This window comes from Streptomyces sp. NPDC042201 (assembly GCF_055582185.1).
Map to the genome: position 1 here is coordinate 695,737 of NZ_JBVJDS010000003.1, position 15,169 is coordinate 710,905.

Genomic DNA, 15,169 nt, shown 5'->3' on the forward strand with positions numbered 1-15,169 from the left:
CCCTTGATCGCCGCGGCGCGGATTTGGGCGGGGGTTCCGGAGGTGATTGGCTGGCCGCACCCCACCGAAGTACGAGTGCTGGAGGAAGAGCCATGGCGCAGGTCGAGGCCACGACGGAGCGGATCATCGCGGCGGACGCGGAGACGGTGTTCGATGCGCTGGCCGACTACGAGGACACCCGTGCGAAGGTCATGCCCGCGCAGTACAGCGAGTACGAGGTGCGGGAGGGCGGCGACGGCGAGGGCACCCTCGTCCACTGGAAGCTGCAGGCCACCAGCAAGCGCGTGCGCGACTGTCTGCTGGAGGTGACCGAGCCGAGTGACGGGCGGCTCGTGGAGAAGGACCGTAACTCCTCGATGGTCACCACCTGGACCGTCACCCCGGCCGGTGAGGGCCGTTCGAAGGCCGTCGTCACCACCGTCTGGGACGGCGCCGGCGGCATCGGCGGCTTCTTCGAGCGGACCTTCGCCCCCAAGGGCCTGGCGCGCATCTACGACGCGCTGCTCGAAAAGCTCGCCGCCGAGACCGAGAACAAGCCCGAGCCGGGCACCGCCACCGAGCCCGGCGCCGAGCCCGGGAAGTAGCCGGGCGAGTAGCCCGGCGGGCTTCTGCCGAGGTCACCGCCGATCCTGCCGAGGTCACCGCCGAAGTCACCGTTTCGAGTGGTTTTCCCCGCGGCGCCGTTGTGCGTCCAGCGCGCGACACGTCGCGGGAAAGCCCCTGATGAGCGCCTCGGCAGGCGCTCCCCGGCCCAACCCGCCCCCGTCACAACCCCCTTCGGCGGACAGCATTCCGCTTGCTCCCGCTTGGCGCGCAATGCGAAGAATGACGCCGCGCAGGTGTGACGAGGGGAGCAGTACGTGGGCGGGATCACTCTGGTGAAGGACGTCGGGCCCGACGTCGGGCAGGACGCCGAGCGGGCCGCGGCGCTGCCCGCTCCCGCCACGGCCGGCCCGCCGCCACCACCACGCACCGCGGCCGCGGCCGCCGCCGAACCCCTCAGCCCCCGCCGGGTGCGCCTGGTCTTCCTCGGGCTGATGCTCGCCCTGCTGCTGGCCGCGCTGGAACAGATGATCGTGGCCACCGCGCTGCCGAAGATCGTCGGCGAGCTGCAGGGCCTGGACCGGATGTCCTGGGCGATCACCGCCTATCTGCTGACCGCCACGATCGGCCTGCCGATCTACGGCAAACTCGGCGATCTCTTCGGCCGCAAGGGCGTCTTCCAGTTCGCGATCGTCGTCTTCGTGATCGGGTCCGCGCTGGCCGGCTGGTCCCGCACCATGGACCAGCTGATCGCCTTCCGCGCCATCCAGGGCATCGGCGCGGGCGGACTCATGATCGGCGTCCAGGCGATCATCGCGGACATCGTGCCGGCCCGGGAGCGCGGCCGCTTCATGGGGCTCATCGGCGCCGCCTTCGGCCTCGCCTCCGTGGCAGGACCGCTGCTCGGCGGCTTCTTCACCGACCATGCCTCCTGGCGCTGGTGCTTCTACTTCAACGTGCCCTTCGGCCTGGTCACCCTCGCCGTCGTGACCGCCGTGCTCAAACTCCCCAAGCCCACCGCCCGGGCCCGGCTGGACGTCCTCGGCGCGCTGATGCTCGCCGCCGCGTCCACCTGCCTGGTCCTGCTGACCAGTTGGGGCGGTACGGAGTACGCGTGGGGCTCGCGCGTCATCCTCGGCCTGGCCGCCGGCGCCGCCGGAACGGCCGTGCTGTTCCTGGTCGTCGAGCACTTCGCGCCCCAGCCGATCATTCCCCTGCGGCTGTTCCGCGACTCGGTCTTCAACATCACCAGCCTGATCGGCGCCGTCGTCGGCGTGGCACTGTTCGGCGCCGCCAGCTATCTGCCGACCTTCCTGCAGATGGTCGACGGGGCCAGCGCCACCGAGTCCGGTCTGCTGATGCTGCCCATGATGGGCGGCATCGTCGTCGCCTCCGTCGTCTCCGGGCAGCTCATCAGCCGCACCGGGCGCTACAAGGTCTACCCGGTGCTCGGCAGCGCGATCTCGGTGGCCGGGATGTGGCTGCTGTCCCGGCTGGAGACCGATACGTCCCGGCTCGAATGCGGTATCGCGCAGGCACTCCTCGGTCTGGGGATCGGCCTGGTGCTGCCGGTGCTCATCCTCGCCGTGCAGAACGCCGTGCCGCCCGCCGACCTGGGCACCGCCACCAGCGCCAACAACTACTTCCGGCAGATCGGTGGCAGCGTGGGGGCCGCCGTCTTCGGCACGCTCTTCGCCAACCGGCTCGACCACGCCCTCGCCGACCGCGTCCCCGTCGCGACCGGCCTGCCCGGCGCCGAGTCCATCACCCCGCAGGCGGTCCACGCCCTGCCGCCCGCGCTGCGCGACGCCTACATCCAGGCGTACGCGGACGCCATGCCGCGGATCTTCCTCTATCTCGTGCCGGTGCTCGTCCTCGGCCTGTTGATCGCCTTCTTCCTCAAGGAGAAACCACTGGTGTCCCACAACGCCTCCACCGCAGTCCCCTCCGCTCGCGCCGCGGCCTCCGGCTCCCCGGCCGCCGCCCCGGGCCCGCCCGCGCCCCCGCACACCTCCGGCGTGGCCGTCTGCGGCACCGTGCAGCACCACGACGGCACCATCGTGCCGCACGCCGCCCTCACCCTCATCGATGTCCATGGACAGCAGATCGGGCGCGGGGCGAGCGGCGGGGACGGGCGGTACGCGCTGAGCGTGCCGGGCTCCGGCTCGTACGTGATGATCGCGGCGGCGGGCGGGCACCAGCCGCAGGCCGTGACCGTCACCGTCGGCGAACGGCCCATCGAGCTGGACGTGGTCCTCGGCGGCGCGGGGCGCCTCGCCGGGTCCGTGGTCACCGCCGACGGCACCCCGGTGCGCGACGCCGCCGTGACCCTCACGGATGTACGCGGAGAGGTCGTGGCGTCCACCCGCAGCGGCCGCGAGGGCAGTTATGTCATCTCGGAGCTGGTGGCGGGGGAGTACACCCTCGCCGCGAGCGCCCCCGCGTTCCGTCCCGCGGCGCTTCCGGTCAGTGTGCAGGCCTCGCGCGAGACCCGCCAGGACATCGAACTGGCCGGCGGAGCGGTGCTGCGCGGCACCGTACGCGCCGGCGGCGGCCGCCCCGTCGAGGACGCGCGTGTCACGCTGCTCGACGCGGCGGGCAACGTGGTGGACACCCTCACCACGAGCGCCGACGGCACCTTCCGGTTCGTGGACCTCTCGTCCGGCGAGTACACCGTCATCGCGGCGGGCTATCCGCCGGTCGCCACCGTGCTCCAGATGGCGGGCGGCGGACGCACCGAACGCGATCTCCAACTGGGCCATGAAGACTGACTGATTTTCAGTCAACCGGGGGGCGTGCGCGGGCGCACAACCTATTAGTTCATTGACCGGCGGAACCTGCGTAAGGGTCGTACCGTGGAGGGCGGAGCCGCGGATCCTGGCGGCGGGGAAGGAGCCTCCCACCCATGGACAGGGGTATTCCGCCGGGGCTGCCGCGGCCACTCGCCGCGGCCGGCCGGATTCCGCTCGCCGTGGTCGTCGTGGACGGTGACGGCCTGGTGTCGCACTGGTCGACCGGGGCACGGCGGCTTTTCGGCCGTGCGAGGGAAGACGCGGTCGGCCGGCCCGCAGGTGATCTGATGCCGGTCGCCGGCGCCCTCGCCGAGAACGAGCACGGCGTGGCCCACGGTGCGTACGACACGTACGACGAGTTGGGCCCTGAGCTGCACGCCCGTGGTTCCTACCCCACCGCGGGCTGGGCGAAGGTGTCCGGGACGGGACGCGACCGGCTCGATGTGCTCTGGTGGGCCTACCCACTGGTCGGACCGGGCCCGGGGCGCCATCTCATTCTCGCCGCCGACGCGGGCCAGTTCCGGACGGACGGCCAGGGCGACGGTGGGGGCGGCGGCAAGAGCGAGGACGAGGGGGAGGACCCCGACATCCTGCGGATCACCCCGGGCTTCGCCCTGCACACGGAGTTCCAGGACGCCGACGCGCTGGCCCGGCGGCTGCCGGACATCCTGCCGAACATGGGCCCCGCCGAGTCCGGCCGTATCGTCGCGCAGGTCCTCGAACTGGGCTACCCCGTACTGGAATTCAGCCACCACGACCGGGTGCCGGTCACCCCCGACTGGGGGGTGCCGCGCCGGACGGCCGGACGGCAGAGCGCGCCGGAGCCCTCGATGGGAGCCGCGCGGCTCCGGCAGGAGCCGGTGCCGACTCCGCGACTCGACCTCGAATACGCCGAGGTGCGGGAACGGTTGGAGTTCCTGAACGAGGTCAGCGGCCGTATCGGTACGTCCCTCGATCTCGCACGCACCATCCGTGAGGTCACCAGCGCCGCCGTGCCGCGCTTCGCCGACTTCGCGGGCACCCATCTGCGGGCCGCGGTCCTCGCCGGCGAGGGATTCCCCGACGGCCCGCCCGATGTGACCACGGTCTGGCACCGGGTGTGGGTCGAGCACACCGACGCACCGGGCCGCTGGGACGACACCGTGCCGGTCGGCGAGGCCATCTCCTTCCCCGAGCACACGCCGTTCTTCCAGTGCATGGTCACGGGCGAGCCCGTGCTCATCCCGCGGCTCAGCGAGGAGGACGGTGACCGCATCTCGGGGGAGTTCGAGAAGCGGGATCTGCGGCCCCTCATCAACAACCGGTCCCTGCTGGTCGTACCGCTGAAGGCGCGCGACGTGGTGCTCGGCTTCATGGTGCTGCTGCGGCGTCCCGACCGGGAGCCGTTCGACGACATGGACCGTACGACCGGCGCCGAACTCGCCGCCAGGGCCGGTCTGGTGCTCGACAACGCCCGGATGTACACGTACCAGGAGCAGGTCGCGGAGACGCTGCAGGACAGCATGCTGCCGCAGGTCACGCCGCGCATGGCGGGGTGCGACATCGCCACCCGCTATCTGCCGGGCACCCAGCTCGGCCGGATCGGTGGCGACTGGTTCGACGCCGTCAAACTGCCCGGCTCACGCACCGCTCTCATCGTCGGCGACGTCATGGGCCATGGCCTCAACTCGGCGGCGATGATGGGCCAGTTGCGTACCGCCGTACAGACGATGGCGACCATGGAGATGCCGCCTGCCCAACTGCTCCGTAATCTTGACGACTTGGCGCAGCGGCTCGGCGAGCTGTATCTCGCGACCTGTCTCTACGCGGTGTACGACCCCATCCACTCCGAGCTCCAGATCGCCAACGCCGGCCATGTCCCGCCGGTGCTCGTCCGGGCCGAGGACGGCAGCGGCGAGGTGCTCGACCTGCCCACGGGCGCGCCCATCGGTGTCGGCGGAGTGGCCTTCGAGACAGCGATCGTACGGGTCCGTCCCGGCGACCGGCTGGTGCTGTGCACCGACGGCCTGGTCGAGGTACGCGGCGAGGACATCGGGGACGGGCTGGCGGCGCTCTGCGCGTCCGCCGCGCATCCCGCCGCCTCGATGGACGACGCCTGCGACACCATCATCCGCGCGCTCAACACCCGTGGCGGGCGCAAGGACGATGTGGCCCTGCTGATGGCCAGGCTGAACGGCATCCCGGACGAGAACGTCGCCGAATACAAACTCGCCCTGGACCCGCGCGAGGTGGCCAGGGCCAGACGCCTGGTGCGCGGACGGCTGCTCGACTGGGAGCTGCCGGAGGCGGTGGAGACGGCCGAGCTGCTGGTCAGCGAGCTGGTCACCAATGCCATGAACCACGCGCGGTCGGGCCGGGTCGGCCTGCGGCTGGTCCGTACGGACGCCCTGCTGTGCGAGGTCATGGACGACGAACCGGCCCCGGCGGCCCTGCTGGACGCGGGCCGGGACGACGAGTTCGGGCGCGGGTTACGGGTGGTGAGCAGTCTGGCCAGGGAGTGGGGCACCAGCACGACAGCTCTCGGCAAGACGGTCTGGTTCGAACAGGCACTGGCGCGCAAGGCACGCTGAGGGAAGGCCGCCGCCCTCGTGCCCCCGACGGGTGGCGGCGCCGGGTCCTGTCCGGTCCACGGCAACTTGCCTTCGGCAGGACGTACTTCGAGGAGGTCATATGGACGCGTCGCAGCGTTACCGGAAAGCATGGGAGGGCTTCTGGCGCGAGACCTCCGACGCGCCGGGCGAGGCGATCTGGGACTCCGACCCCGCACTCGCCTCCGTGCCGCACAGCGAGCTGCTGCTGCCGTACGCCGACGTCTCGCTGCCGGTGGTCGACCTGGGCTGTGGCAACGGCACCCAGACGCGCTATCTGGCCACGCGCTTCGCCCGCGCGGTGGGCGTGGATCTCTCGCACGCGGCGATCGAGCTCGCGCGCCGCGCCGACACCGCGAAAGTGGCGGAGTTCGAGCAGCTCGATCTGGTCGACCACGACGCGGTGCGCGCCCTGCGCGAGCGGCTCGGGGACACCAATGTCTATATGCGGGCGGTGATCCACCAGAGCGAGCCGCAGGACAGGCCCGCCGTCGCGGAGGCCGTCGCGGAGCTGCTCGGTGGGCGCGGCCGGGCTTTCGTCGTGGAGCTCACCCCCGCGTCGAAGGCCGTGTTGCAGAAGGCCGCGGAGGGCCCCGGCGGGCCACCCGAGAAGCTCCGGCGGGTCTTCGACCACGGGCTCAAGCCAGCCGGCGCCGCCGAGGAGGAGGTACCCGAGCTGCTGCGCGCGGCGGGCCTGACGGTCCTCGCGAGCGGGGACACCGCGCTCGCCCAGACGGAGCGACTGCCGGACGGCACCCGTATCGACCTGCCCGCCAGGTGGTTCGTGCTCGCCAGGACGGACAGGGGCTGAGGGAACGGGCAGGGCCTGAGAGAGCAGGACACCAGCGGCCCGGGGAACGGGACACGCCTGAGAGAACGGGACAGGGCCGGCCCGTCTCACGCGGCGCTGCGGGCCAGCGCGCGGGAGGCGGGTGCGCAGCTGGCCCGCAGGGTGGCCAGTTCGCTGTCGGAGAGCTGGGCGGAGGCGCCTCGCCGCCCGGCGTCCAGGATCGTCCCGGCCGCCGCGATCCAGACCGGGTCGGCGTCCACACCGAGGTGTCCCGCCAGCCGGGTGAGTGCACGCTCGGGTGTGTCGAGCAGGTCCTCGAAGGCCAGCGACATACGCGATGCGGCGGGGACCTCGTCGAGGGCGGCCAGCCCGCTGGTGATCATCCCGGACCACAGTGCCCCGTACCGCTCCACCGGAACCGGCCGTCGCAGCGCGGAGGCCAGGTCGTACGAGTCGTCAGCGAGCAGGCGTTCCAGGTCGAGCGGGACCTCCCCGCCGCGGCCCCGGGCGGCCTCGGTCATCAGCTGGACGAGCTGGAACCCGGGATGACGGCTCATCGACAGCGCGCAGTCCGGGCCGTCCCGGTACAGGTGTACGAACTTGGCGTCCGGGAAGTGAGCCCGCAGCTGGGGCACCAGCCCCAGGGAGAAGCCGGACCGCTCCACCACCGCCCGGCGGCCGAAGCGCTCGGCGAGGGTGTCGAACAGGGCCCGGTAGTGATCCGCGACGGGTGCGTCCGGCCGGCCGGCCAGCACGGGGCGCAGCGCGTCGAACAGCTCGTCGGGGGTGGAGGTGAGGTGGGGCAGCGTGGTGAGACAGACGGCGGGGATGCCGCTGTCCGCGGAGAAGCGGCCGGCGGTGCGCGGGTAGAGGTGTTCGGGCAGGGGGGTGCCCTCGCGGATCATCCGGTCGGCGAACGGCCGGGCAGAGGCCAGGAGTGACCAGAACCGCTCGCCGTCGATCGGCCGGTCGGGCAGCGCGCCGGGCTCCAGTGTGGTGATCAGCTCGCTGAGGCTGAGGACACCGGGGTGCAGGCGCAGCACGTCGGAGAGTGCCGTCGAGCCGCAGCGTCCAGTGCCGACTATGAAGGTCAGCGGTCGTCGGGACATGGCCGGGCCCCTCAGTAGCCGAAGCGCGCGTTGACCCTGCGCGGGTAGTACCGTTCGTCGCCCGCGCGTTCGTAGTCCGGCCGGCGCGGGGTGTCGCCGGTGGGGTGGTCGCCCAGGACCGTCACGCGCTGGCCCATCCGGTACTCCTCGTAGTCGTTGATGGCCAGGTGCTGGGTGGCGCGGTTGTCCCAGAGGGCGACCGTGTGCGGATCCCAGCGGTGGCGGCAGGCGAAGCGCGGCGACTCGGAGTGGTCGAAGAGGTGCTGCAGCACGATGTCGCTCTCGTGCCGGCTCAGCTGCGGGATGTGCGAGGTCCACATCCGGGTGACGTACAGCGAGCGACGGCCCGTCTCGGGATGGACCCGCACCACGGGGTGCTCCGCGGAGAGCTCACCGACCTGAGGCGCCTTCAGTACGTGGACGGCGGTCAGCCCGTTCAGCATCTCCTGGAACGGAGCGGACAGCGTCTCGTAGGCGAGGTACTGGTTGCTCCACATCGTGTCCCCACCGGCCTCGGGACAGGTGATGAGATGCAGGATCGAGGCGACCGGGGGGTTCGGGCTGAAGGTGACGTCGATGTGCCACTCGTCCGCCTTGCCGCCCTTGTCGGACTCGATGAGCGTGATCTCTGGGTGTCCCTCCAGCTTCGGCAGGAACGGGTGCACCTCGACCTCGCCGAAGCGGCGGCCGAGCGCCACATGGGCTTCCGGGGTCAGGCCGGCCTGCCCCGGGAAGAACAGCACGAGGTGGCGCAGCATCAGCTCATGAATCCGCGCGAACTGCTTGTCGTCGAGCCGGCTCAGGTCGATGCCGTGCACCTCGGCACCGAGGGCGCCGGAGACCGGGCGTACGACCAATTCCTCATTCGCCATGGAGGATCGTCCTTTGGTTGGCGGTGGGCGCGGTGGGGTGTGGCCAGTAACCGGGCGGGATCAACCGGCCGGGACCAGGTGGGCGCGGGGGTCGGGCAGCAGCCCGATCTGCTGCAGCCTGTCGAGCGGAGTCAGCGGGCGGGGGCCGAGGCCGGCCATGTTGTACGTGACGGTGTGCAGGAGCCGGGGGTTGGCCCCGGTGCAGCGCACCGCTCTGCGTCCGACGACCCGTCCCGGCCAGGACAGGTCGGTGACCATCCGCGCGGCGTTGCCACTGGTCTGCGCCGCCTGGACGAGGAAGGGCAGCCGCTCGGCCTGGTAGGCGTGCAGCGCGGCGTCGACCGTGGCGGTGTCGAGGCGGGACGGACCGCCTGCCGCCGGCCGGTCACCGAGGCGGCGGCCGATCTGCTCGGCCAGGGCGGCGGCGCTGGTGATGGCGGTGTTCATGCCCTGCGCGGCCATCGGATGGACGGCGTACGCGGCCTCGCCGACGAGGGCGAGGCCGGGCGCGGCCAGGCGGTCCGAGAGGAACCGGGTGACGGAGAAGATCTGCCGGCTGCCCGCGGCGGCGGCCAGGGCCGGTACCAGCCCGTGCAGCGCGGGCACTTCTCCCACCGCCTGTGCGGCCCACTCCTCCAGCCGGCCGCGGTCCAGGCCGCGCAGTTCGTCGGAACGGGTCTGCAGATACAGCCGCACCCGGCCGCCGGGCAGCGGGTAGGCCAGCCGGAGGCCCCGGTCGGTGAGATAGGCGGCGAAGTCCTCCGGGCGCCACGCCGGGCCGGCGATGTCCAGGGAGACCAGCCGGTGCGGGTAGTCCACCCGCCGGCCCCCGATCCCCACGGCGCGGCGCAGCCGGGACGAGATGCCGTCGGCGGCGACGACGAGCGGGGCGCGCACGTCGTGGCTCACGCCCTCCTGGGTCAGCCGCAGGCCGGTGACGCGTCCGGTGTCGTCGCGCAGCGGCTCCTGGACCAGCACGCCGCGGCGGATCTCCACCTCGGGGCCCAGGCCGTCGGCGAGCGAGGTCAGGATGGCGAGATGGTCGTGGGCCAGCAACTGCCGGTCCCCGTCGGGAAGCTGACGGTAGTCCAGGGCCATCAGGGCATCGCCCCGCGCCGTACGGACCACCAGCCGGTCCAGGCCGACCGCGGAGCGCTCGCGCAGCAGCCGCTCGGTGCCCCAGCGGCGCAGCACCCGCAGCGCGCCCGGCTGGAGCACCTCGCCCTTGGCGACGTCCAGCGGAGCGCGCTGCCGGTCGACGAGCAGTACCCGCAGCCCGAGCTCTCCCAGCGCGCGAGCCGAGGCGAGGCCGCCGACACCGGCCCCGCACACCAGGGCGTCGTAGTGGGTGCTGTCACTCATGCGGCCTCTTCCCTCCTCGCGGTGCCGGTGCCGGTGGGGGCGCCAGTGCCGGTGGCGGAGGCGATGGCGATGGCGTTGTGGGTGGCGGTGGCGGTGTCTGAGCGCAGACGGGCCAGGGCTTTGAGCGCGAGGCCGGTGGCGATCATGTCGTCCGCGTAGCGCGAGCAGTACCGCACGTACTCGTTGACCGCGGAGCCGGTCCAGCCGCCCTCGGCATCCTGGGCGTCGAGCAGCCACCCGGCCGCCGCGACGACCGGTGCGGAGTACGGGTCATCACCCGCCGCCAGCAGTGCGTGCAGGGCCCAGGCGGTCTCCTCGACGCTGCCCGGAGCTTCGGATACCGGCTCCTCCGGCGGGGCCACGGTCCCCGGGTCGGCGCCGCCGGTGCTCCATGAGCCGTCCTCGTGCTGGGAGCGCAGCAGCCAGTCACGGGCCCGCCGGGCCGGCTCCCCGCCGCCGTGGCCCGCCAGGCACAGCGCCTCCAGCACCAGGGCCGTGCCGGGCGTACGGCCGCGGTACCACAGGGAGGTGAACCATCCGGCGTCCTGCTGCCGGCGGCCCAGCCAGCGCAGCGCGCGCAGCACCCGGCGGTCGTCGGTGCCCGCACCGGAGTCGAGCAGGGCGATGACCGCCTTCGCGGTCATCTGCGGGCAGGGGCCGAACCCGCCGGGCCGGCTGTCGCGTACGGCCAGGCTCCAGGAGCCCGCCCGGTCCTGCAGCGCCGTCAGCCAGGCGATGCCCCGCCGGGCGTGGTCGTCGTCCGCGCCACCGGGCAGTCTGCCGAGGGCCGAGCTGACCTCGGCAGTCTCCAGCGCCATCGGCCAGCTGCGGCGGTCAGAGAAACCCCAGTAGCCGGCCGGGCAGCCCAGCGCGGGGAACGGCACGTCCTGCTGGCGCTCGTGGAACATGGCGCGCGTCGGCTCCAGCCGGGGGTCCTTCGCATACCCGGCCTCCAGCAGGGCGGCGGTCGCGAAGCTGGACCAGGTGATGTCGAGCGGCATCAGGTCCCAGGCGCCGCCGGGCCGTTCCGCGGTCGCCAGCCAGTGGGCGGCGGCGCGGGCGATGTCGGGGGCCAGACCGGAGCGGCTGACGCCTGTCGTGATGAGGCTGGTGAGCCACGGGTCGGTGCTGAACGCGCCGGTGCCGCCCTCACGTTCGTACGCCTGGCGGATCACGGCGAGCGCGCGGGGCCGCGCCAGCCGGTTCAGCCGGGCGCGCAGCGGACCCTGGTGGCGGTGCGCCGCCTGTCCCAGGGCCATGGCCGCGAAGATGGGCAGGCGCAGGCTGAGCAGCCGGCGCGCGGGCCCGGCCAGGAGGAGCAGCTCCAGGGGGAGCCGGGGGAGCGAGGTCTCGTCGCGCTGTCCGGCGAGGGCCTCGAACTGTCGTACGAGACCGGTCATCGTCGGCTCGGGCAGCGCTTCGGCGCCGCCGAGCCGCTCCAGACAGGCCAGCCCCGCGGTGATGGCGGATCGCGCGGTGTCCGGAGCGGTGAGCTGGAGAGCGGCGACGGCGACGGCCGTGGCGAGCGTTTCGGTGGCCACGCCTGCCATGGCCCACCCGCCGTCCGGGCGCTGGGTCTCACACAGCCGGGTGACGGCCCGCGTACGCAGGCTCTCGTCGTACAGGCCCTGTTCGTCCACGCGCTGTCCCTCGGCGCTCCGCTCGGCGACGCTCCGGCCGGCGCCGCCGGGCCCCGCGGCGGCGGCCATCCGTACGCAGTGGAGCGCGATCAGCGCGGCACCGGTGTTCGCGGGGGAGAAGCGGTCACCCCCTGGCGCGAAGACGCCGTCGGCGCGCTGCCGGCCGAACAGCGCCTCGGCGCCGGAGGTGACGGCCTCCTCCAGTCGTACGGTCAGAGCTGAACGCGTCATGGCGCGACCTCCTCTTCTCGTCCCGTGCGGTGCGGACCGGGCCTCGGGCGCGGCAGGGCGCTACCCCGCGCCGGGTCGACGGCGCCTTGACGACGGGACAGCGCACCGGGCGCTTCCGGCGGGAACTCGTGCCGTGCGCGCATCCGGCGCTGGGTCACCAGGCTGATGGCCAGCAGCGGCAGCAGCACGGCGAGCCCCGCCACCGGGCCCCAGCCGCCCGCCAGCACCGCACCGGCCAGCACCAGCCGCTCGCCCACCAGCACTTCATGGGAGCGCAGGGCCAGCCGGGCGGTCGGCGCGGCGCCGGAGCGCAGCAGCGGCACGAACGCCGCTGTCCCCGCCGAGGCCGTGATCAGCAGCAGGACCAGATACGCGGCGGGACGGTCGGTGAACGCCGCACCGGCCGCCGCGACCAGGAGCGCGCTGAGGTGGAGCGCCGATGCCGTACGGATGGCGAACGGCAGCCCGCGGCGCACCGGCAGGGTGCGGTAGCCGCCCGCGCAGTCGCCCCGCACATCCCGCAGCGTGCCGACGAGATTGGACGCGGTGTCGTGCAGCAGGAACACGATCGCGACGGGCAGGGCACGCCAGGACGGCGGATCACCCACCCCCACGGTCACCGCCGCCCCGAACAGCACGGCGACTGCCGTCAGAACGCCACGGACGGCGTTGCCGAGGATCCCCCGCCCCTTCAGCACCAGGCTGTAGGCGATCACGCCCGCCAGCGCGACGAAGACGGCGATCACCACCGGCCAGTTGACCAGTACGGTGACGACGGCGGCGGCCAGGACGGCGCCGATCCCGCAGGCCCGCGCCGTGCCCGGACTCAGCCGCCCCGAGGGAATGGGACGCTGAGGCTTGCCGATCGCGTCCAGGTCGCGGTCGAAGTAGTCGCCGAGGTAGTGACCGCCGAGCCAGCCCAGGGTCGGGGCCGCCCAGGCCGCCAGCAGCGCCCCGGCCGTCGCCGTACCGCCACCGGCAGCGGCGCCGGCCAGCCCGACGACTCCCGGGTAGGCCAGCGTGTACGGCCGCCAGGTCTCCAGATGCGCGCGGAGAGCGCCGCCCCGCGCCACGGTCACCGCTCCCGGTCCACGGACAGGTCGGCGACGGCGGCCAGTACGTCCCTGCCACGGCCCTCGGGCAGCCCCCGCAGAGCGGTCTTCGCCAGTGCGACCTGGGTGCGGGCCTCCTGCTTGGCCCGTTCCAGCGCACCGGTCACCACCAGCAGGTGGCGTACCGTCTCCAGCGCCTCCGCGGCCGGCCGCCCGCCGCTCAGCGCCTCGGCCAGCCGTTGCCGGTCGCCGGGGCCCGCGGCCTGCCGGCACAGCAGCAGGGCGAACGTCGGCCGGTTGTTGGCGATGTCGCTCAGCTGCGGCTTGCCGCTGGCGGCCGTGTCACTCACGTGCGGCAGCAGGTCGTCCGACATCTGGAAGGCCAGCCCGAGATGGCCGGCGAACCGGGTCACGGCGTCCTGCTCCGCGGCCGAGCCGCCGGCCAGCAGCACCCCGCCCAGACACGCTCCGCGGAACAGGGCGCCCGTCTTGAGCGCGATCATCGCCAGGTACCGGTCGAGGCCACAGCCGTGATCGGCGCGCAGCTCCTCCTCCATGACCTGCCCCCGGCACAGGTCGGTGCCGGCCCGGGCCAGTGCCTGTACGACGGCGAGCAGCCGGTGCTCCGGTATGCCGCTGTCGGCGCAGTCGGCGACGGCCTGGAAGGTGCCCATGATCAGGGCGTCCCCGGCCACGATGGCGTTGTCGGCGCCGAATCGCGCGGCGACGGTGGGCCGGCCGCGCCGCAGCGTGTCCCCGTCGATCACGTCGTCATGGACGAGGGAGCCGACATGCAGGTACTCCACACCGAGCGCGGCCGCCACGGCGTCCTCGCGCCGCATGCCGACCGCCGCCGCGGACTCGACGAACAGCAGGGGACGCAGCATTTTGCCCGGCGGCAGCAGCGCCTCGCGGCTCATGGCGCGCACACCGGCGCCGCCGGCCGGGCGGCGGCGCTCCATCTCGCCGCGCAGCAGACGCAGCGTCGGATCCAGCAGCGCCTGCGGGAGCGGTGCCGGCGGCGCGGCCGGGACGGAAGCGGCGGGGGCCGGCGCGGCGGAGGCGGCGGAGGCGGCGGAAACGGCGGAGGCGGCGGCGGGTGCGGCCGGAGCCCGCACGCGGGAGGGCGTCACGCCGCACTGCCCGACATGGCGCGGAAGGCGGCGGCCAGTTCGGCGAAGGCGTCGTTGGCGGCACGTTCGGCGATGGTCACCCGGACGCCCTGGCCCGGCTTGCCGCAGACGACGACGCCGTGGTCGGCGCAGAACTGGGTGAAGTCCTCGACGCTCTCCTCCAGCGGAAGCCAGAGGAAGTTGGCCTCACTGGGTGCCACGTGCCAGCCCTGCTCGCTCAGGATCCCGTGCAGCCGGTCGCGTTCCCCGGCGGTCTCCGCGCAGCGGCGGCGGATCTCGGCGTCCTCGGCGAGCGCGGCGACCGCGGCCGCCTGGCCGGTGTTGCTGACGCGGTGGAACGGCTGCAGGGCGCGCAGCGGAGCGAGCACCCGCGGATGTCCGACGAGATAACCCACCCGCAGGCTCAGCAGCCCGTAGGACTTGGAGAAGGTGCGGACCACGCAGACCCGTTCGTCCGCCCGGTACAGCGCGATGCCGTCGGCGACGGCATCGGCGGCCGCGAAGTCCCGGTATGCCTCGTCGACGACCACCGTCACATGGGCGGGCAGCCGGTCCAGGAACCGTTCCACCGCCTGATGGTCCACCGCCGTCCCGGTGGGGTTGTTCGGGTTGCACAACACGACCATGCGGGTGTCCGCGGTGGCGGCCGCGGCCATCGCGTCCAGATCGTGCCGGTCCTCGGTCAGGGGTATGCGCACGACGCTGGAGCCGGCGTTGGCCGCCATCATCGGGTACGCCTCCCAGGAGGGCCAGGCGTGGAGTGTGTGGCTGTCGGGCCCCGTCAGGCTGCTGAACAATTGCTGAAGCAGAGCCCCCGAGCCGGCCCCGACGAGGACATCGGCCGCCGGCACCCCCAGATGCCCGCCGATCGCACCGGCCAGCCCGAAACCCAGCGCGTCCAGCGTGCGGTGGGATTGCGCGGCGGTCTCCTGCACGGCGCGCAGAACGCCCGGCAACGGTGGATAGCAGGTCTCGTTCAATGACATCTGATGCACGATCGAGCCGGGGCCGAGGACCGGCCGCATCCTGTTCCAGTCGTCCTGTGCGGGCATTTCGC

The 15,169-nt window shown here is 73.1% G+C and carries 11 protein-coding genes; 4 read left to right on the forward strand and 7 right to left on the reverse strand.

The features are described 5' to 3' along the window. The first annotated feature begins 92 nt into the window (after positions 1 to 92). The 4 genes from ACZ6MZ_RS10530 to ACZ6MZ_RS10545 all read left to right on the forward strand — a co-directional run bounded on the left by ACZ6MZ_RS10530 (position 93) and on the right by ACZ6MZ_RS10545 (position 6,734). Positions 93 to 584, forward strand: a complete 492-nt coding sequence (locus ACZ6MZ_RS10530) for an SRPBCC family protein (RefSeq protein ID WP_384181332.1) — start codon at positions 93 to 95, stop codon at positions 582 to 584. Between the two features lie 276 nt (positions 585 to 860). Continuing rightward, on the forward strand, positions 861 to 3,314 hold the full coding sequence (locus ACZ6MZ_RS10535) for an MFS transporter (RefSeq protein WP_469351034.1): 2,454 nt from the start codon (positions 861 to 863) through the stop codon (positions 3,312 to 3,314). A gap of 134 nt (positions 3,315 to 3,448) precedes the next feature. Then, positions 3,449 to 5,905 carry an ATP-binding SpoIIE family protein phosphatase gene (locus ACZ6MZ_RS10540; protein WP_469351036.1) on the forward strand — a complete coding sequence of 819 codons (2,457 nt, stop codon included), beginning with the start codon at positions 3,449 to 3,451 and terminating at the stop codon, positions 5,903 to 5,905. A gap of 100 nt (positions 5,906 to 6,005) precedes the next feature. After that, entirely contained in the window at positions 6,006 to 6,734 is a 729-nt protein-coding gene (locus ACZ6MZ_RS10545; RefSeq protein ID WP_469351037.1) for a class I SAM-dependent methyltransferase, read from the forward strand. A gap of 86 nt (positions 6,735 to 6,820) precedes the next feature. Here the strand turns inward: ACZ6MZ_RS10545 and ACZ6MZ_RS10550 are convergent, their stop codons facing one another. Genes ACZ6MZ_RS10550 through ACZ6MZ_RS10580 form a run of 7 tightly spaced genes read right to left on the reverse strand, consistent with a single transcriptional unit; the run spans position 6,821 to position 15,164 of the window. Further along, positions 6,821 to 7,822, reverse strand: coding sequence for a sulfotransferase family protein (locus tag ACZ6MZ_RS10550; RefSeq protein ID WP_469351039.1), 1,002 nt, complete (start codon positions 7,820 to 7,822; stop codon positions 6,821 to 6,823). Positions 7,823 to 7,833: 11 nt separating this feature from the next. Beyond that, positions 7,834 to 8,694 (reverse strand): TauD/TfdA dioxygenase family protein, encoded by an 861-nt coding sequence (locus ACZ6MZ_RS10555; RefSeq protein ID WP_469351040.1) that lies wholly within the window; start codon positions 8,692 to 8,694, stop codon positions 7,834 to 7,836. Between the two features lie 60 nt (positions 8,695 to 8,754). Next, the gene (locus ACZ6MZ_RS10560; protein WP_469351041.1) at positions 8,755 to 10,056 is read right to left on the reverse strand and encodes an FAD-dependent oxidoreductase; all 1,302 of its coding nucleotides are present in this window, start codon (positions 10,054 to 10,056) and stop codon (positions 8,755 to 8,757) included. Further along, positions 10,053 to 11,927 carry a prenyltransferase/squalene oxidase repeat-containing protein gene (locus ACZ6MZ_RS10565; RefSeq protein WP_469351043.1) on the reverse strand — a complete coding sequence of 625 codons (1,875 nt, stop codon included), beginning with the start codon at positions 11,925 to 11,927 and terminating at the stop codon, positions 10,053 to 10,055. The genes ACZ6MZ_RS10560 and ACZ6MZ_RS10565 overlap by 4 nt, the downstream gene beginning before the upstream one ends. Further along, the gene (locus ACZ6MZ_RS10570) at positions 11,924 to 13,006 is read right to left on the reverse strand and encodes a UbiA family prenyltransferase (protein ID WP_469351045.1); all 1,083 of its coding nucleotides are present in this window, start codon (positions 13,004 to 13,006) and stop codon (positions 11,924 to 11,926) included. The genes ACZ6MZ_RS10565 and ACZ6MZ_RS10570 overlap by 4 nt, the downstream gene beginning before the upstream one ends. Continuing rightward, the gene (locus tag ACZ6MZ_RS10575; protein ID WP_469351047.1) at positions 13,003 to 14,112 is read right to left on the reverse strand and encodes a polyprenyl synthetase family protein; all 1,110 of its coding nucleotides are present in this window, start codon (positions 14,110 to 14,112) and stop codon (positions 13,003 to 13,005) included. Before ACZ6MZ_RS10575 ends, ACZ6MZ_RS10570 begins: the two co-directional genes overlap by 4 nt. Further along, entirely contained in the window at positions 14,109 to 15,164 is a 1,056-nt protein-coding gene (locus ACZ6MZ_RS10580; protein ID WP_469351049.1) for an aminotransferase class I/II-fold pyridoxal phosphate-dependent enzyme, read from the reverse strand. The genes ACZ6MZ_RS10575 and ACZ6MZ_RS10580 overlap by 4 nt, the downstream gene beginning before the upstream one ends. Positions 15,165 to 15,169: the final 5 nt, after the last annotated feature.